General features: G+C 41.7%; 13 protein-coding genes and 3 pseudogenes. 7 read left to right on the forward strand and 9 right to left on the reverse strand.

Annotated elements, in window-relative coordinates:
* Positions 1-334 precede the first annotated feature (334 nt).
* From P20480_RS06065 to P20480_RS06030, 9 genes and pseudogenes are all read right to left on the reverse strand, one after another.
* Positions 335-1,219 carry a LysR family transcriptional regulator gene (locus P20480_RS06065; RefSeq protein ID WP_006794182.1) on the reverse strand — a complete coding sequence of 295 codons (885 nt, stop codon included), beginning with the start codon at positions 1,217-1,219 and terminating at the stop codon, positions 335-337.
* Positions 1,220-1,549: 330 nt separating this feature from the next.
* The gene (locus P20480_RS06060; protein ID WP_006794183.1) at positions 1,550-2,206 is read right to left on the reverse strand and encodes a 3-oxoacid CoA-transferase subunit B; all 657 of its coding nucleotides are present in this window, start codon (positions 2,204-2,206) and stop codon (positions 1,550-1,552) included.
* Between the two features lie 14 nt (positions 2,207-2,220).
* Positions 2,221-2,918, reverse strand: a pseudogene (locus P20480_RS18405) (CoA transferase subunit A).
* A gap of 102 nt (positions 2,919-3,020) precedes the next feature.
* Positions 3,021-3,923: a hydroxymethylglutaryl-CoA lyase gene (locus tag P20480_RS06055; RefSeq protein ID WP_008131001.1), complete on the reverse strand. Its 903-nt coding sequence runs from the start codon at positions 3,921-3,923 to the stop codon at positions 3,021-3,023.
* Positions 3,923-5,914 carry an acetyl/propionyl/methylcrotonyl-CoA carboxylase subunit alpha gene (locus tag P20480_RS06050; RefSeq protein ID WP_008131003.1) on the reverse strand — a complete coding sequence of 664 codons (1,992 nt, stop codon included), beginning with the start codon at positions 5,912-5,914 and terminating at the stop codon, positions 3,923-3,925. The genes P20480_RS06055 and P20480_RS06050 overlap by 1 nt, the downstream gene beginning before the upstream one ends.
* A gap of 8 nt (positions 5,915-5,922) precedes the next feature.
* Positions 5,923-6,694 (reverse strand): annotated as a pseudogene (locus P20480_RS06045) (enoyl-CoA hydratase/isomerase family protein).
* A 14-nt stretch (positions 6,695-6,708) separates the two neighbouring features.
* Complete coding sequence (locus tag P20480_RS06040; protein ID WP_008131006.1) at positions 6,709-8,316, reverse strand: carboxyl transferase domain-containing protein; 1,608 nt, start codon at positions 8,314-8,316, stop codon at positions 6,709-6,711.
* A 10-nt stretch (positions 8,317-8,326) separates the two neighbouring features.
* Entirely contained in the window at positions 8,327-9,502 is a 1,176-nt protein-coding gene (locus P20480_RS06035; protein WP_008131008.1) for an isovaleryl-CoA dehydrogenase, read from the reverse strand.
* A gap of 54 nt (positions 9,503-9,556) precedes the next feature.
* Entirely contained in the window at positions 9,557-9,991 is a 435-nt protein-coding gene (locus P20480_RS06030; RefSeq protein ID WP_006794190.1) for a MerR family transcriptional regulator, read from the reverse strand.
* Between the two features lie 330 nt (positions 9,992-10,321).
* Between P20480_RS06030 and P20480_RS06025 the strand changes: the two genes are divergently transcribed.
* The 7 genes and pseudogenes from P20480_RS06025 (at position 10,322) to P20480_RS06000 (ending at position 18,013) form a co-directional block, all read left to right on the forward strand.
* Positions 10,322-11,503: a thiolase family protein gene (locus tag P20480_RS06025; RefSeq protein ID WP_008131011.1), complete on the forward strand. Its 1,182-nt coding sequence runs from the start codon at positions 10,322-10,324 to the stop codon at positions 11,501-11,503.
* Positions 11,504-11,594: 91 nt separating this feature from the next.
* Positions 11,595-13,085 carry a CoA-acylating methylmalonate-semialdehyde dehydrogenase gene (locus P20480_RS06020; RefSeq protein ID WP_008131014.1) on the forward strand — a complete coding sequence of 497 codons (1,491 nt, stop codon included), beginning with the start codon at positions 11,595-11,597 and terminating at the stop codon, positions 13,083-13,085.
* Between the two features lie 134 nt (positions 13,086-13,219).
* A pseudogene (locus P20480_RS18410) lies at positions 13,220-14,376 on the forward strand (acyl-CoA dehydrogenase family protein).
* Between the two features lie 10 nt (positions 14,377-14,386).
* Positions 14,387-15,172 (forward strand): enoyl-CoA hydratase, encoded by a 786-nt coding sequence (locus P20480_RS06015; protein WP_008131020.1) that lies wholly within the window; start codon positions 14,387-14,389, stop codon positions 15,170-15,172.
* Positions 15,172-16,323 (forward strand): enoyl-CoA hydratase/isomerase family protein, encoded by a 1,152-nt coding sequence (locus P20480_RS06010; protein WP_008131021.1) that lies wholly within the window; start codon positions 15,172-15,174, stop codon positions 16,321-16,323. Before P20480_RS06015 ends, P20480_RS06010 begins: the two co-directional genes overlap by 1 nt.
* A gap of 10 nt (positions 16,324-16,333) precedes the next feature.
* Complete coding sequence (gene mmsB, locus P20480_RS06005; protein ID WP_008131023.1) at positions 16,334-17,233, forward strand: 3-hydroxyisobutyrate dehydrogenase; 900 nt, start codon at positions 16,334-16,336, stop codon at positions 17,231-17,233.
* Between the two features lie 9 nt (positions 17,234-17,242).
* Complete coding sequence (locus P20480_RS06000) at positions 17,243-18,013, forward strand: SDR family oxidoreductase (RefSeq protein ID WP_008131024.1); 771 nt, start codon at positions 17,243-17,245, stop codon at positions 18,011-18,013.
* Positions 18,014-18,383: the final 370 nt, after the last annotated feature.

The raw sequence follows: 18,383 nt of genomic DNA on the forward strand, positions 1-18,383 counted from the left end.
CTTGAACTGTTTTTCACACTGACAACATCTTCACACACAATATAAAGATTCTTTTTTACATTTATTTGAGTCATAAAAACTAAATTGGTTTCAAACTTAGTTATTTAAATAACAACTCATCTAGTTATTAAATGTTTTCGTTAAATAGACTTTATGTTGTTTCCTAAATACAAACAAACGATAAAAATAAAACTGATAAGTGAAAAAATTTAAACCATAAAAATTAAATAACAAAAAAGCCAACTCATTGATAATAAGTTGGCTTTTACATTAATTTAATGTGAATTTTTTATGATTTATACAGTAAATAAATTAACTAAGTGTGAACTAAAAATTATTGTTCTTGTGTTTTTCTAAAAGTATCAACTACCCATTTAGCAAACAGATCAAGAGGGTGGTTGGCTACATTTGAGTCGTGTTGAACCAAATAATATTTATCTTTAGTCGTTAATGGCTGTTCAAACAATTTATATAACCATTGCTCGTCTAACCAGCTTTGGCTTATAGGTAGAGGAATAAGTGCAATCCCCATACCTTGCTGTGCGGCACGTGCAACACCAAACATACTATCTATCTGAATAATTTGCGTAGGCGAAAAATCATCTATGCCCACTTTTTCAGCCCACTGGTGCCATGCCCAAGGGCGTGCTTTGTGTAAAATTAGTGGTACTTGGTTTAGTGCTTGTAAATCGTTGTTTTTCCACTGTTCAAGTAATTTTTTATTACATGCAGGAATGTATTCTAAATTAAATAGCTCAGTGACTGCGCCCTCAGTTGGCTTACTTGACGAAAGCACAATAGACAAATCACTATGGCGGGTAAGTTCTTTACGTGTTTTAAGCGTGTCCATTTGCAAATTAATATTAGGATGCTGAGTGGTCCATTCGCTTAATTTTGGCATCAGCAATTCACTGGCAAAAAACTCGGGTAAAGTAATCGTGATATTTGTGTTTTGTTGTAATTGACTAAACTCATTAATGGTACCTTCTAACATAGTAATGATAGGGGAGATCGCATCAAAAAAGTTTTTTCCAGCCGTAGTTAGGCTAATCGAACGTGTTTTACGATGAAACAGCTCTATACCAAGTTGTTCTTCTAGTTGTTTTATTTGGTGGCTTACCGCCGACGGTGTTAAGTACAGCTCATTGGCTGCATGCTTAAAACTTAGGCTTCTTGCTGCAAAGCAAAAAGAACGAAGACCACGAATAGGAGTTTGCATGTTTTCCAGTGTTTAAATGTTTAGATTACCTGTACAGGCAAATATCGATCCAAATGTTATTATTCAATACTATCAATAACTTAATTTTATTGATAGGGCAGCTTCACAATTTTGGTGCATCATAACAACAAATTAGTGCAATAGCTCTAGCTAAATAACACAGTATTTATGCATCTATTATAGATAATAATTTATTAAGCGTGTATTAATTAACCATAAAAATAGTATTGAAAGCAAAAAAAATCCCTCTTGCGAGGGATTTTGGGTAACTCAGCGCCATTGGCACTGGGAATGAGGTCGGTACAGGGTAAAGTTAACTATATAATAATCTTATAAAACCATTTCTGGTACTTCACCGTCAACAAGTAATTTACCTGCTGTTTTGCTAATAATTTCATCTACAGATACACCGGGTGCACGCTCTATTAAATGAAATGCGCCGTCTTTAACTTCTAAAACGGCTAAATCTGTTACTATTTTCTTTACGCAATTTACACCGGTAAGCGGTAAACTACATGCTTCAAGAAGCTTAGATTCACCATGCTTACTGGCATGGGTCATTGTAACAATTATATTTTTTGCGCCAGCAACTAAGTCCATTGCGCCGCCCATGCCTTTAATAAGCTTTTTGGGGATCATCCATGACGCGATGTTACCGTTCTGGTCAACTTCAAAAGCACCAAGAACCGTTAAGTCTACATGACCACCCCGTATCATGGCAAAACTATCTGCACTATTAAATATGGCAGCACCTGTGGCTGCTGTCACGGTTTCTTTACCCGCGTTAATCATATCAGCATCAAGCTCAGCTTTAGTTGGGTATTGCCCCATACCTAATAGGCCATTTTCTGACTGTAGCATAACTTCAATATCATCAGGTACATAGTTTGCGACGAGTGTCGGAATTCCTATGCCCAAATTAACGTAGTAACCATCTTGTAGTTCTTGCGCAACGCGCATTGCAACTTGTTCACGTGATAATGCCATTACTTTGCTCCTGCTTAATCTCGTGTTGTTACACGTTCAATGCGTTTTTCAAAGTTACCTTTAATCACGCGATTTACATAAATGCCAGGGGTGTGGATTTGGCTTGGTTCAAGTTCACCCGGCTCGACGATTTCTTCCACTTCTGCCACAGTAATTTTTCCTGCTGTTGCAGCCATGGGGTTAAAGTTCATTGCTGTGTGTCTAAATACCAGGTTTCCATACCGGTCAGCCTTCCACGCTTTCACAATGGCAAATTCACCAGTGATAGACTCTTCTAAAATGTAAGGGCGACCATCAAATTCTTTTACATCTTTACCCTCTGCAACGGGCGTACCGTAACCTGTAGCGGTATAAAATGCGGGAATACCGGCACCACCAGCGCGCATTTTTTCTGCAAGTGTTCCTTGTGGCGTAAGCTCAACATCTATTTCGCCATTTAATAATTGCTGCTCAAATAGGGCGTTTTCTCCAACATACGAGGCAATTACTTTTTTATTTGTTTATCTTGCAATAAAATACCTAAACCAAAATCATCAACACCGCAGTTGTTAGATACAACGGTTAACTCTTTTGTGTTCATCTTTTTAATTTGCTTTATTAAACCTTCAGGTATTCCACATAAACCAAAACCACCGGCAATAATGGTATCACCGTCTTTCAACCCTTCCATTGCAGCTTCGTAGCTTGAAACCACCTTATCAAAACCGGCCATGAGTCTCTCCTCATTGTGTGCTAAATTTTGTTAACTATTTACCTTCGTTTTACACTTACTTAAGTAATATATAGGCTAAAAAGTAGTTAACACGTATGTGTGTCATTGTTGTTTTTTGTGCAGCGCTACAGAAACTTTACTTACTGGCGTTTTGTTAAGCGCATCAGTAATGGCCCAACCTGCATCAACAAGCCTTTGTAAATCAATTCCATGGTTTATGCCAAGGCCATCAAGTAAGTAAACGACATCTTCAGTGGCAACATTTCCTGACGCGCCTTTAGCATAAGGGCACCCACCAAGGCCGGCAACTGCTGCGTCAACCGTTGATATTCCTAGGCTTAGCGCTGCGTAAATATTTGTGAGCGCTTGCCCGTAGGTATCATGAAAATGCACTGCAAGCCGGTTGCTGTCTATGTGCATTAAAAGTAATTCTATGAGTTGAGTTACTTTTTTTGCAGTACCTACGCCAATCGTGTCTCCAAGGCTTACTTCGTAACAGCCTAAATCTAATAGCTTTTGTGTTACATCAAGCACAGCCTTAGCGTCTATGTCTCCTTCGTAAGGACAGCCAAGTACACAACTTACGTAACCACGAACACGAATATTATGCTCTTTTGCAAAGTTCATAACTTCACTGAAGCGTGTGATACTTTCGTCAACTGAGCAGTTGATGTTTTTTTTACAGAAAGACTCGCTTGCGGCGGTAAAAATTGCAAACTCTTTAATACCAGCGTCATGGGCCGCGTGCGCACCTTTCAAGTTTGGTGTCAGCGCGCTTAAGTTAATATTTGGTAAGTTAAGTGCGTTAATCACATCTGCCGAATCTGCCATTTGTGGCACCCATTTAGGGGATACAAACGCACCTGCTTCTATATCTTTTAAACCGGCTTGTGCAAGGGCATTAATCAGTGAAATTTTATCCTGAGTATTTACCAAACTCTCGTTTTGTAGGCCGTCACGCGCACCCACCTCAACAATACGAACCGAATCAGGAAAGGCACTCATTAGGCACCTTCCTGTTGTGTGGTATCTTCAACAATGGCGAGTAGGGCACCGTGAGATACCAATTCACCTTCACCAAAACAATAGCTTTGTAAAATGCCATCGTGTGGCGCATTGAGGGTGTATTCCATTTTCATAGCTTCAATGATCACAACAGGATCGCCTTTGCTAATCGTACTGCCAACATTAACCAAATGTTTAACCACGGTACCATTGAGTGGTGCTGCTAGTGGCAATGCATCACTTTCATGTGAACTTATGTAATGTTTATTAATGAGTTCAAGCTTAGTTTGTAGTGCTTTATTCATAACCGTAATGGCGTCATTACAGTGTGAGACATGAGCAATATGCTTATTGCCATCAATAAATACAGTACAAACGCCTTTAATGACTGTCCCTTGAAGATTAAATACCGTGTTGTTATGGGTAATGTTGAACCCTTCAGATGTTTTAATCGCACTCAGCTGTATATCTTTAAAGGGCACTTTAATGATGCGTGGAGAATTTAAGTTAAATCCGTTAAGTTGCTGCCATGGGCTACCATTGCTTTGCTGAGCTTGCTCATTATTCAAAGAGCATAAGTACGCAAATGCACCTATGAGCTTACTAGATTGTAAAAGTGCACCATCAACGGCAACTAAAGAGTCGCCTTGCTCTGCAATAAAGTGTGTACTTGGCGCGCCCTGGTTAAAAGTAGGGTGATGAGCTAAGTTACTTAAAAAGCCAATGTTGGTACTAAAACCCGCTAAATGAAATTCCCCAAGTGCTTGGCGTAAACGCCCTAATGCTTGCTCGCGGTTATCATCATGTACTATAAGCTTTGCAATCATTGGGTCGTAATAAGGGCTGATTTCATCGCCTTGTGCAATGCCGGTATCTATTCGTACAAACTCACTATTAAGCGGAGTATTTAACGATTCAATTACGCCTGAACAAGGAATAAAGTCGTTGCTTGGATCTTCTGCGTAAATTCGCGCTTCAAAGCTGTGGCCTTGTAGTTGTATGTCAGATTGCGTTAAAGGCAAGGTATCCCCGGCTGCTATATTGATTTGCCAATTAACTAAATCTACACCGGTTACCAATTCGGTTACTGGGTGTTCTACTTGTAGGCGTGTGTTCATTTCCATAAAGAAAAACTCATCGCCACACAGTAAAAACTCAACAGTACCTGCACCGCGGTAATTTATAGCCAAAGCACAGCGTACTGCGGCTTCACCCATTTCTTTTCGTAATGTGTCACTTAAACCCGGAGCTGGCGCTTCTTCAATTACTTTTTGATGACGACGTTGTAAAGAACAATCTCTATCACCTAAATAAACACAGTTACCGTGATTATCTGCAAACACCTGTACTTCAACATGGCGAGGCTGGTTAACATAGCGCTCTAGCAGTACTAAGTCATTACCAAAGCCTGCTATAGCTTCACGCTGTGCGCCCTCAAGTGCACTCATAAAATCTTTAGCTTGCTCAACAACGCGCATACCTTTACCACCGCCCCCAAAAGCCGCTTTAATCAGTACGGGATAACCAATTTTTTCGGCCTCAGATTGTAAAAAGGCAGGGTCTTGATTATCACCATAATAGCCTGGCACTAACGGTACATTTGCTTCAGCCATTATTTCTTTAGCGCGGGTTTTAGATCCCATGGCTTCTATGCTGCTTGCAAGTGGGCCAATAAACGCAATGTTGTTAGCCTCACAGGCTTTAGCGAACTCGCTGTTTTCAGATAAAAAACCATACCCAGGGTGAATACAATCTGCACCACTATTTTTTGCTACTTGTAAAATTTTATCGGTTACAAGGTACGAGTCTTTACTCGGAGCAGGCCCAATATGGTAAGCTTCATCAGCCATTTTTACATGTTGTGCGTGTTTGTCGACGTCAGAATAAACGGCTACAGTCGTCAACCCCATTTGCTTTGCACTGCGCATAATACGGCACGCAATTTCACCTCGGTTGGCAATGAGTATCTTTTTTAAAGTGTGTGTGTTCATAATTAATCCTACAGTTGCCAAGCGGGTGGGCGTTTATCAAAAAAAAGCACTAAGCCCTTCTTGGCCTTCATCAGATACACGGATCTTTGCAATCCGTTCGGCCGTAAGCTCAATAAGTTGTTCACTAATAGGCTTGTTTGCTACATCATTAATTAAAGCTTTAGCGGCTTTGACTGCAACAGGGCCGTTATCAATCAGTGTTTGTAGCATGTTATCAAGCGCACAGTCTAAATTGCCGGTTACTTGATGAACTAATCCTAGTTGTTTGGCTGTGTGGGCATCAAACACCTCAGCAGTTAAAAAATATCTGCGAGCAGCACGCTCACCTATGGCTTTAATTACATACGGGCTAATTACCGCAGGAATAAGCCCAAGTTTCACTTCACTTAAGCAAAACTGAGCATCATCTTTACACAGTGCAATATCGCAACAGGCAATTAAGCCTAGCGCGCCCCCAAATGCAGCGCCTTGAACAGCACACACGGTTGGGTGAGGGCTGGTGGCTAAAACCTGCATTAGTTTTGCAAGTTGCATAGAGTCGGCAAGATTATCGGCGTAATTGTTATCAGCCATGGATTTCATCCAGGCTAAGTCTGCTCCGGCTGAAAAGTGTTTGCCTTCTGTTTTTAACACGAACGCTTTTATATCAAGCGTATTTGCATGTTCAATGCATTGAATTAATTCGTGAATTACTTCGCTATTAAATGCGTTTCTTTTTTCAGGGCGGCTTAAAACAAGTACAGCCACATTAGATTTTGTTATTTGTAGTGTTACTGACATTTACTGCGCTCCGGTTACATTCTAAATACGCCAAATTGAGAATCTTGCGCTGGTGCATTTTTAGCAGCACTTAAGGCAAGTCCTAATACGTTACGTGTGTCGGCTGGGTCAATAATACCGTCGTCCCACAAACGCGCACTGGCATAGTATGGGTGGCCTTGCTCATCGTATTGCTCAATGATTGGTTTTTTAAATTCGCTAATTTGCTCATCGGTCATGCTTTGGCCTTTTCGCGCCAAGCCGTCTTGCTTAACTTGGGCCATTACCCCTGCGGCTTGCTCGCCGCCCATTACCGAAATACGGGCATTAGGCCACATCCACATCATGGTTGGTTCAAATGCGCGGCCACACATACCGTAGTTACCAGCGCCATAAGAGCCGCCAATAAGTACCGTAAATTTAGGCACATCGGCACACGAAACCGCCATCACCATTTTTGCGCCGTGTTTTGCAATGCCTTCGGCTTCGTATTTTTTACCTACCATAAAGCCGGTAATATTTTGTAAAAAAACCAGTGGAATATTGCGTTGTGCACACAGTTGAATAAAGTGTGCGCCTTTTTGAGCAGACTCGCTGAATAAAATGCCGTTATTAGCCACTATGCCAACAGGGTTACCGTAAATGCTTGCAAAACCCGTTACAAGTGTTTCACCAAAGTAGCGTTTAAATTCATCAAACGATGAATCATCAACTGTTCGGGCAATGACTTCTCGTACGTCAAATGGCTTTTTGAGGTCGGTACCTACAATGCCGTAAAGTTCGCTTATATCGTACCGAGGCGCTTTTATATCTTTTAACAACGGTGCAGTAGGGCGTGTGTAATTAATGCGTTCAATACATTGGCGCGCAATAGACAGTGCATGCTCGTCGTTTTCAGCAAAATGGTCAGCCACCCCTGATGTTTTACAATGAACATCAGCACCACCAAGCTCTTCAGCAGTTACTTCTTCACCTGTTGCCGCTTTTACAAGCGGCGGGCCTGCTAAAAATATGGTGCCTTGTTCTTTTACTATTATGCTTTCATCTGCCATAGCCGGTACATAAGCACCACCAGCAGTACATAGCCCCATGACCACAGCAATTTGAGGAATGCCTTTACCCGACATTCGAGCTTGATTGTAAAAAATACGGCCAAAATGTAATTTATCGGGAAATACATCATCTTGCTCAGGTAGGTTAGCACCGCCAGAATCAACCAAATAAATACAAGGTAAATGGCATCGCTCTGCAATGTCTTGTGCTCGCAAATGTTTTTTAACAGTAAGCGGAAAGTAGGTGCCGCCTTTAACCGTGGCATCGTTTGCAATGATCATGCATTCGATGCCTTTTACACGGCCAATACCAGCTACGACACCTGCGCACGGGATAGCTTGCTCATAGACGCCAAATGCAGCGAATTGAGAAATTTCTAAAAATGGTGAACCTTCGTCAATTAGCGTACTAATACGATCGCGTACAAACAATTTACCGCGCCCTTCGTGACGCTCTTTTAAAGCAGTCCCACCACCTAAACTTATTGTGGCAACTTTATCGCGTAAATCATCCACTAGCGCCGACATGTTCTTATGATTTTGCACAAAAGTAGGATCGTGTGGATTAACGCTCGATTTTAAAATCGTCATAATCTAATCCTTAACGGCTTTCAGTGAAAAGTTCGCGACCAATTAGCATACGGCGAATTTCAGACGTACCGGCGCCAATTTCATATAGTTTAGCGTCACGTAGTAATCGACCCGTTGCGTATTCGTTTATGTAGCCGTTTCCACCCAGTATTTGAATCGCATCCAGTGCCATTTTGGTTGCCAATTCGGCGGCATATAAAATGGCGCCAGCAGCATCTTTACGTGTGGTTTCACCGCGGTCACAGGCTTTAGCTACCGTGTAAACGTATGAACGAGCAGCGTTCATTTGTGTGTACATGTCGGCAACCTTGCCTTGAATAAGCTGAAATTGCCCAATTGGGGTATCAAATTGCTTACGCTCATGAATGTAAGGCACAACAATATCCATACATGCTTGCATAATACCAAGGGGGCCTGCTGCCAATACAACACGCTCGTAATCTAGGCCGCTCATAAGAACTTTTACGCCTTCGTTTAAGTTACCTAAAATGTTTTCTTCAGGCACTTCACAGTTTTCAAATACTAACTCACAGGTGTTTGAACCACGCATACCAAGTTTGTCGAGCTTTTGTGCGGTTGAAAAACCAGGGAACGTTTTCTCTACTATAAATGCAGTGATCCCTTTAGCACCGGCGTTTAAATCTGTTTTAGCGTAAATAACCAGTGTGTCTGCATCCGGGCCATTGGTGATCCACATTTTATTGCCGTTCAAAATGTACTTATCGCCTTTTTTCTCAGCTTTAAGTTTCATCGATACCACGTCAGAGCCCGCATTAGGCTCACTCATAGCAAGCGCACCAATGTGTTCACCGCTGATAAGTTTTGGTAGGTATTTTTCTTTTTGTGCTTGTGAACCATTACGGTTGATTTGATTAACACACAGGTTTGAATGCGCACCGTAGCTCAAGCCTATAGACGCACTTGCGCGGCTAATTTCTTCCATTGCTATAACATGCTCTAAATAGCCTAAGCCAGCACCACCAAACTCTTCAGGAACGGTCATGCCTAACACGCCCATTTCGCCCATTTGCGGCCAAAGTTGATTTGGAAATGTATTGTCAATGTCGGTTTGTTCAGCTAGTGGCGCAATTTCTTGGCTTGAAAAACTATTTACATGGTCGCGGATCATATCGGCGGTTTCGCCAAGACCAAAGTTCATCTCTTTATAAAGTGAAATAGTGCTCATGATTCATTCCTGTGTGAGTGTGTGTTATCAGTGTGTTTTTATTTTAAAAATAAACTACTCGTCTATTTTATTCAGTGTGTCTCTACAGCGTCGTTCCGCAGTAACCAGTTCCATTAGGACAACTTTAATATCGTCCATTTGCTGCGAAAGGTCGGCTTTTTTCTCTGAAATCAGATCTAGCATAGTGACTAGTTGTTTAGCGCTTGATTTATCAGCGTCGTACAGTTCAAACAAACGGCCCGTTTCGGCAAGCGTAAAACCTAGGCGTTTACCCCTTAAAATGAGCTTTAAGCGCACTTTGTCGCGCTTTGAGTAAATACGTGTTTGCCCATTACGCTCAGGTGATAAAAGCCCTTGGTCTTCATAAAAGCGTATAGAGCGAGTTGTAATGTCAAACTCTTTAGCTAAATCGCTAATGCTAAAAGTTTGTTCATTACTGGTCGGTATAGTGGCGGAACTTGCAAAGTTTGTTTGATTATCTGGTTTCATAATTGTAATTACCTCATTCGAATAACTCCAATATAAGTGAAGTTTACGTAAAGGTAAAGCACTGGCTGGTGTGAAATAAATATAAGCGAGGTGGTTTGCGATGTATGTAATTTAAATCATTTAATTACAATGGTTTAGTTTTTACTTGGATTGTCAGAGCCAAAGGTGGCAAAGAAACCTTACAGATAAGAAAGTATAATTTTAACTGTTTTTAGTTGACGTTAGCGTAAACGTTAGTATTGTGTATGGTTATTAAATAATAATTTAAAACACAATTAATAGAGTAAATATTCTAACAACTATTTACCCTTAAATACAATGGAGTTAGCTATGTCTTTAGAATCAGTGGTAATTGTAGCAGCAAAACGTACGCCTATGGGTGGCTTTATGGGCGGGCTAAGCGATGCTCAGTCTACTGAATTAGGTGCAACGGCTATTAAAAGTGCATTAGCGCAAACTGGTTTAAACACCGATGCAATTGACGAAGTAATTATGGGCTGTGTACTCCCTGCTGGTTTAGGTCAAGCGCCAGCTCGTCAAGCTATGTTAAAAGCAGGGCTAGCATTAAGCACGGGGGCTACCACCATTAATAAAGTATGTGGTTCAGGTTTAAAAGCCGCCATGCTTGCTAACGATTTAATTAAAGCAGGCTCTATAGAAACAGCTATTGCTGGTGGCATGGAAAGTATGACCAATGCCCCTTACTTTATTCCAAAAGCGCGTGGCGGAATGCGAATGGGCCACGGTGAAATCAAAGATCACATGATGAGTGATGGCCTTGAAGATGCATACGACAATAAAGCCATGGGTTGTTTTGCACAAGATACCGCCGACGAATATGGCATTGGCCGTGAGCAAATGGATAATTTTGCACTCAGCTCATTAAGCAAAGCGAATGCCGCAATTGCAAACGGCAGCTTTGAAAACGAAATAGCACCGCACACAATTCAAACACGAAAAGGCGATGTAACGGTATCGGTTGATGAGCAACCAGGTAATGCACGCCCAGAAAAAATTCCAAGTTTACGTGCAGCCTTTAAAAAAGACGGCACTATAACAGCTGCTAACTCATCATCTATTTCGGATGGTGGCGCAGCCCTCGTTTTAATGACTGAGTCAAAAGCAAAAGCACACGGTTTAACACCCCTTTGTAAAATTGTAGCGCACAGCACACATTCTCAAAAACCGAGCGAATTTACGGTAGCACCAGTAGGTGCAATGAACAATGTGCTCGAAAAAGCCGGTTGGACAACAACGGATGTAGACCTTTGGGAAATTAACGAAGCTTTTGCCATGGTAACAATGCTTGCAATAAACGAGCTTAAGCTTGATGAAAGCAAAGTAAATGTTAACGGAGGGGCATGTGCACTTGGCCACCCAATTGGTGCCAGTGGCGCACGTATTTTGGTTACGCTTATTCACGCTCTTAAAAACCGAGGCCTTAAAAAAGGCGTTGCTTCTTTATGTATTGGTGGCGGTGAAGCCGTTGCAATGGCAGTAGAAGCTTACTAAGTACCAATCACATTAAAAATACGCAGCAACATAACAATAATAAAGCTGCGTTATTTTTAAAACTAACACACTAATACAATAGGATTTAACCATGCACCAAGTTCCACTATTAATAGATGGCGAATTTATTCAATCGGCTTCAAAAGAATTAATCGATGTTATAAACCCAGCAAACCAAGAAGTATTAGCTCAGGTTCCTTGTAGCACCGATGCAGAAATGGATGCGGCAATTGCTTCAGCCTCTGAAACATTTAAAACATGGAAAGATGTGCCAATTACTGAGCGTGCCCGCATTATGATGAAATACGCCGCGCTTTTAAAAGAACACCATGATGAACTAGCCACTATTATTTGCCACGAACTAGGTAAAACCTTTGAAGATGCTAAAGGTGATGTATGGCGAGGTATTGAAGTTGTCGAACAAGCAGCTAATGCACCTTCGCTGATGATGGGCGAAACAATGGAGAACGTAGCGCGCAAAATCGATACCTACTCTTACATGCAGCCATTGGGTGTGTGTGCAGGTGTTACGCCGTTTAACTTTCCGGCAATGATCCCACTTTGGATGTTTCCGCTGGCAATAGTATGTGGTAACACATTTATATTAAAACCTTCAGAGCAAGATCCACTAACGCCAATGCGTTTAGCTGAGTTATTTATTGAAGCGGGTGCACCTAAAGGCGTTCTGCAAATTGTACATGGTACAAAACCGCAGGTAGACCGGTTATTAGAAGATAAAGCCGTTCGTGCTATTTCGTTTGTAGGCTCGTGTGGTGTAGGTGCCTATATTTATTCAAAAGGCACACAAAACCTTAAGCGTGTTCAAGCCTGTGTAGGTGCAAAAAACCATATGGTAATTATGCCAGATGCGAGTAAATCACATGTTGTAAATAACCTTGTTGGTGCATCTGTTGGAGCCGCAGGGCAGCGTTGTATGGGTATTTCGGTAGCTGTATTTGTTGGTCAAGCAAGTGAATGGGTAGATGAAATAAAAGCAGGCTTTGAAAAAGTACGCCCAGGTTTATGGGATGACAAAGACGCAGCCTACGGCCCACAAACGTCAAAAGCAGCAAAAGAGCGAATTTTATCGCTTATTGCAAGCGGTAAAAAACAAGGCGCGACCTGTTTAATAGATGGCTCTGACTTTACTGTAGAAGGTTACGAGCAAGGTAACTGGGTTGGCCCAACTTTATTTACCGACGTTACAAAAGAAATGGACTTATATAAAGAAGAGATTTTTGGTCCTGTTTTGGCTTGTATGTTTGTAGACACATTAGAAGAAGCTATCGCCTTAATTAACGAAAGCCCTTACGGTAATGGCACCTCGCTATTTACTTCAAGCGGTGCAGTTGCACGTAAATTCCAACACGAAATAGAAGTAGGCCAAGTAGGTATTAATGTTCCTATTCCTGTGCCACTGCCGTTCTTCTCATTTACCGGATGGAAAGGCTCTTTTTATGGCGATACTCATACGTATGGTAAGCAAGGTATTCGTTTTTACACAGAAACTAAAACCATTACCTCACGTTGGTTTGAAGACGATATAGCGTCAGGTCCAAATATGAGCATTAACTTAAAATAATTAATAAACACACACAAAAAATAATAACAAAGACGGGCGCGAAGGTTTTTCACACACATAAATATGCCTTCGCCGCTCTTCACTCACAATCCCAATACGGGAAAACCGACAACACACAACTAAAGAGGTCTATCATGGACTTTAACTTATCAGAAGACCAACAAGCATTTGCACAAACTGCTCGCCAATTTGCCGAGTCAGAGCTTGCACCTCATGCGGCTAAATGGGATCGCGAACATATTTTTCCTAAAGATACGATAAAAGCAGCCGGTGAGTTAGGCTTTTGTGGTTTATACACACCAGAGGACGCGGGCGGCCTTGGTTTATCACGTTTAGACTCAAGCATTATTTTTGAACAACTTGCACTAGGGTGTACGGCAACCACTGCCATGCTAACTATTCATAATATGGCTACCTGGATGGTTGCAAGTTTTGGAACAGACGCAATAAAAGATCAATATGTAGACCAATTAGTTATGGGTGAGTTATTAGCATCATACTGCTTAACCGAGCCTGGTTCTGGTTCAGATGCAGCTTCACTTAAAACAAAAGCAGTACGCGATGGCGACGAATACGTTATTAACGGTTCTAAAATGTTTATATCGGGTGCAGGAGAAACCGAAGTGCTAGTGGTCATGGCGCGTACTGGTGGCGAAGGCGCTGCGGGTATTTCTGCGTTTGTTGTACCGGCCGATGCAAAAGGCGTTGAATACGGTAAAGCAGAAGAAAAATGGGGTGGAATGCACAGCCTACACGACTAATTAGCTTTGAAGATGTGCGTATTCCTGCACATAACTTACTTGGTGCAGAAGGCGAAGGTTTTAAGTTTGCAATGCAAGGCCTAGATGGCGGGCGCATTAATATTGCCACCTGTTCAATTGGTACCGCACAAGCGGCCTTAAATACAGCACGTGAATACCTCAAAGAGCGCTCACAATTTGGTAAACCGCTGGCTGCTTTTCAAGCGTTACAATTTAAAATTGCTGATATGAACACAGAGCTTGTAGCGGCGCGCCAAATGGTAAGGCTTGCGGCATTTAAACTTGATACTGGCGACAGCGAAAAAACCACTTATTGTGCTATGGCCAAACGCTTTGCAACCGATGTTGGTTTTACAGTGTGTAATGAAGCACTTCAAATACATGGTGGTTATGGTTACATAAAAGAATACCCACTAGAGCGCCATGTACGTGACGTGCGCGTTCATCAAATTCTTGAAGGCACAAACGAAATAATGCGTGTGATTATTGCGCGTCGAATTTTAGCTGAATCAGCAAGCGAAATATTATAAGGAGCACGGTATGTCTGAATCAAAACCAAGCATTGAGTTAACAACCGAAGGCCATGTTGCTATTTTAACAATGTCTAACCCGCCAGCGAATACCTGGACAAAAGACACCTTAATTGATTTAAAAAATAAAGTTAACGCGCTTAATAACAATAAAAACATTTATGCCTTAGTGCTAACGGGTGAAGGCGATAAGTTTTTTAGCGCAGGCGCCGACCTTAATGTATTTGCAAGTGGTGACAAAGGTATTGCTGCAGACATGTCGCGTGTATTTGGCGAAGCGTTTGAAGCATTAACTAATTTTAGAGGCGTGTCGGTTGCTGCCATTAATGGCTATGCGATGGGTGGCGGTTTAGAGGTTGCATTAGCGTGTGATATACGCATTGCTGAACAACAAGCGCAAATGGCACTCCCTGAGGCAAAAGTCGGTTTATTACCGTGTGCAGGTGGCACGCAAAATTTAGCATGGTTAGTGGGCGAAGGCTGGGCTAAACGCATGATTTTGTGCGGCGAGCGCTTAAAAGCTGATAAAGCACTACACATTGGATTAGTTGAAGAGGTTGTTGGCCAAGGTGAGAGTTTTGCTGCTGCGCTTAATCTTGCAAACCAAGTAAGCGAGCAAAGCCCTAGCTCGGTTGCGGCATGTAAAACATTGATTCAAAAAGGGCGCCACCAACCCATGGCGAGTGTTTTACCATTAGAGCGCGAACTATTTGTTGGTTTATTTGATACTGATGATCAAAAAGAAGGGGTAAATGCCTTTTTAGAAAAGCGCAAAGCAAAATGGGTAAATAGCTAATGAGTGATTTAACCTTATTAAATAAAGCGGATGATTCAGTACTTTTTGAGACGGCAACCGCAGCCAACGGCCGTTTAATTGGGCTTATTACACTAAACGCACCTAAATCGTTAAATGCGCTTAATTTTAACATGATCAAATTGCTTACTCCTCAACTAAAGGCATGGGCAAACGACGATGCCATCGCAATGGTTATTTTAAAAGGGGCAGGAGAAAAAGCGTTTTGTGCTGGTGGCGATGTAGTAAGCCTTCATCATGCAATGGCACAAGGTGAACCAACAAGCTTAGTTGAAGAGTTTTTTACCCAAGAATATAAGCTCGATTACCTTATACATACCTACGTTAAACCTATTCTTGTTTGGGGAAACGGGATTGTAATGGGAGGCGGTTTAGGGCTAATGGCTGGCGCAAGCCACCGTGTTGTTACCGAAACCTCACGTATTGCAATGCCAGAACAAACAATAGGTTTATACCCCGATGTAGGCGGCAGCTATTTTTTGCATAAAATGCCCAAAAGTGTTGGCTTGTTTTTAGGGTTAACGTCAGCGTCTATTAATTGCGACGATGCGTGTTATGTATCACTTGCCGATCACTTTATTGACAGCGGTAAATACAACGACATGCTAAACACTATTTTAGCTACAAGCTGGAGTACGAGTGCAAGCGAAAACCACACGGTGCTAACTAATTTACTAAATGAGTTAAGCGCGCAGTCTGACGATATGCCAATAGGAAACGTTACCGCTAATTTAAAAACAATTCAAACACTAGGTAGTTTCGGCTCATTGCAACAGCAAGTAGATTACATATTAAATTTAAACACTGATGACAAGTGGTTGCAACGTGCGCAAAAATCGTTAAAACATGGGTGCCCACTCAGCTGTGCATTGGTCAGTGATCAGCTTAAAGCAAGTGAAGGTAAAACCCTTTTAGACTGCTTAAAAATGGAACTAGGCATGTCGGTAAGAGCCGGTGAAGTAGGTGAGTTCCAAGAAGGCGTTAGAGCACTGTTAATCGATAAAGACGGCGCTCCCAATTGGCAATACCCAACACTCCATGATGTGCCAAGTAGCGTAGTTAATAGCTTTTTTGATAATCGTTACGGCACTAGTCACCCACTTGATGACCTAGACACGGCAACACAAAAATAAAGGAAAGACGATGACTAAACTTAATATTGGTTTTATCGGATTAGGAAACATGGGCGGCCCTATGGCGGCAAATTTAGTAAAGGCGGGGCACACTGTCACTGTTTTTGATTTAAACCAGTCGGTCGTAAGTGAACTTGCTAGCCAGGGGGCTAAAGCGGGCGTTGATGCAGCGCAATGTGCCACCAATGCCGACGTTCTGATCAGCATGTTACCTGCAGGCAAGCATGTTAAATCGCTATACTTAGGTAATAACGATAACAATGGATTAATTGAGGTTTTAAGCAAAAATACCTTAGTGATTGACTGCTCTACAATTGATGCCGAATCGGTACGCGTAGTAGGAAATGCACTTGACGAGCAAGGTATACGGTTTGTTGATGCACCGGTTTCAGGTGGTGTAGCAGGGGCAACGGCAGGAACGCTTACGTTTATCGTAGGTGGTGAACAAACCGCATTCGAAAAAGCAAATACCGTATTAGTAGATATGGGTAAAAACATATTTCATGCTGGCGATATTGGTGCAGGTCAAGTTGCAAAAATATGCAACAACATGCTGCTTAGCATATTAATGGCAGGCACAAGTGAAGCCATTCAAATGGGTATTAATAACGGGTTAGATCCAAAAGTGCTGAGCGATATTATGACTGCAAGCTCAGGTCGAAATTGGACATTAGAGTTATATAATCCGTGTCCAGATGTAATGGAGACAGCACCGGCTAGTAATAATTATAAGCCAGGTTTTATGGTTGACTTAATGGCAAAAGATTTAGGTCTTGCCATGGAAGCGGCTCAGCAAAGTAATTCATCAACGCCAATGGGTTCAATGGCAAAAAACTTGTACACTATGCTTCAGCATCAAGGTGCAGGCAGCGATGACTTTAGCGCCATATTTAAATTGTTTTCGAAGTAGGAGTAAACCGTGGAAATTAAAAATAATACGGTAGTAATCACAGGTGGGGCGCAAGGTTTAGGTTTCGCTATGGCGCAAAAGTTTGCAGCTATGGGCGCAAATATTGCACTTATTGACATGGCACAAGATTTATTAAACAACGCATGCGAGCAACTAAACCAACTTGAAGGCGTAAAAGGTATAATTAAAGGCTACGCTGCTAATGTGACGGTGGAAAATGAAGTAGAAAACGTATTTAGTACTATTAATAATGATTTTGGCCACATTAGTGTGCTTATTAACAACGCTGGTATTTTGCGTGACGGCATGTTCATAAAAGCTAAAGACGGAAAAGTGGTTAAAAAAATGTCGCTAGAGCAATTTCAATCAGTGATTGATGTTAATCTTACCGGCGTATTTTTAGCAGGGCGCGAAGCGGCAAGCCACATGATTGAATCAGGCAAAGGCGGCGTAATAGTAAATATGTCGAGCGTAGCGCGGGCAGGTAACATAGGCCAAACAAATTACGCGGCATCAAAAGCCGGTGTAGTGGCACTTACCACCACATGGGCTAAAGAACTTGGCCGTTTTGGTATACGCGTAGGCGCTATTGCACCAGGTGTAATAAGCACCGCCATGACCGACGCCATGAAGCCAGAAGCCAAACAACGTATGCTTGCGGTAACACCCGTAGGTCGCTTGGGTGAAAGCGACGAAATTGCCCATACCGCACAGTACATAATCGAAAACGACTTTTTTACTGGCCGTGTAGTAGAGATAGACGGCGGCATACGTTTATAACTTTGTTAGATCTAGTTTAATTATTGAAAGCACAGCTCTTTGGGCTGTGCTTTTTTGTTTTAAATCGCACCATTATAATTTAATCATGGTTAGAAACAGGGGTTTCATAAACGATATTCAAATAAAAAAGGATACTGTATATATAGACAGTTTACGGTGTTTTGTCTAATAACATTATTAAAAGTCGTTTTGGTGTATTTTAACAACGAGTGTTTTATAACTTGCGTAATAACTTGTTTACATTGAAGTTGTTTAGTGGAATTATTGAACAATGTTATATACGCCGCTTTGGGATTTTATAACCCCCCAAAGTGGTGTTCAATAAGCTGTTAAGCCCAATCACGAGAATCAAACAACGTTCAAAGAATTA

It is taken from the genome of Pseudoalteromonas sp. BSi20480 (genome assembly GCF_000241365.1).
Taxonomy (GTDB): Bacteria; Pseudomonadota; Gammaproteobacteria; order Enterobacterales; family Alteromonadaceae; genus Pseudoalteromonas; species Pseudoalteromonas marina.

What these genes read in the sequence shown, in the direction of transcription:
- P20480_RS06020 (WP_008131014.1), top strand. Translation starts at nt 11,595, where the DNA reads ATGCACCAAGTTCCACTATTAATAGATGGCGAATTTATTCAATCGGCT.
- P20480_RS06060 (WP_006794183.1), bottom strand. Translation starts at nt 2,206, where the DNA reads ATGGCATTATCACGTGAACAAGTTGCAATGCGCGTTGCGCAAGAACTA.
- P20480_RS06015 (WP_008131020.1), top strand. Translation starts at nt 14,387, where the DNA reads ATGTCTGAATCAAAACCAAGCATTGAGTTAACAACCGAAGGCCATGTT.
- mmsB (WP_008131023.1), top strand. Translation starts at nt 16,334, where the DNA reads ATGACTAAACTTAATATTGGTTTTATCGGATTAGGAAACATGGGCGGC.
- P20480_RS06030 (WP_006794190.1), bottom strand. Translation starts at nt 9,991, where the DNA reads ATGAAACCAGATAATCAAACAAACTTTGCAAGTTCCGCCACTATACCG.
- P20480_RS06010 (WP_008131021.1), top strand. Translation starts at nt 15,172, where the DNA reads ATGAGTGATTTAACCTTATTAAATAAAGCGGATGATTCAGTACTTTTT.
- P20480_RS06050 (WP_008131003.1), bottom strand. Translation starts at nt 5,914, where the DNA reads ATGAACACACACACTTTAAAAAAGATACTCATTGCCAACCGAGGTGAA.
- P20480_RS06035 (WP_008131008.1), bottom strand. Translation starts at nt 9,502, where the DNA reads ATGAGCACTATTTCACTTTATAAAGAGATGAACTTTGGTCTTGGCGAA.
- P20480_RS06040 (WP_008131006.1), bottom strand. Translation starts at nt 8,316, where the DNA reads ATGACGATTTTAAAATCGAGCGTTAATCCACACGATCCTACTTTTGTG.
- P20480_RS06055 (WP_008131001.1), bottom strand. Translation starts at nt 3,923, where the DNA reads ATGAGTGCCTTTCCTGATTCGGTTCGTATTGTTGAGGTGGGTGCGCGT.
- P20480_RS06025 (WP_008131011.1), top strand. Translation starts at nt 10,322, where the DNA reads ATGTCTTTAGAATCAGTGGTAATTGTAGCAGCAAAACGTACGCCTATG.
- P20480_RS06065 (WP_006794182.1), bottom strand. Translation starts at nt 1,219, where the DNA reads ATGCAAACTCCTATTCGTGGTCTTCGTTCTTTTTGCTTTGCAGCAAGA.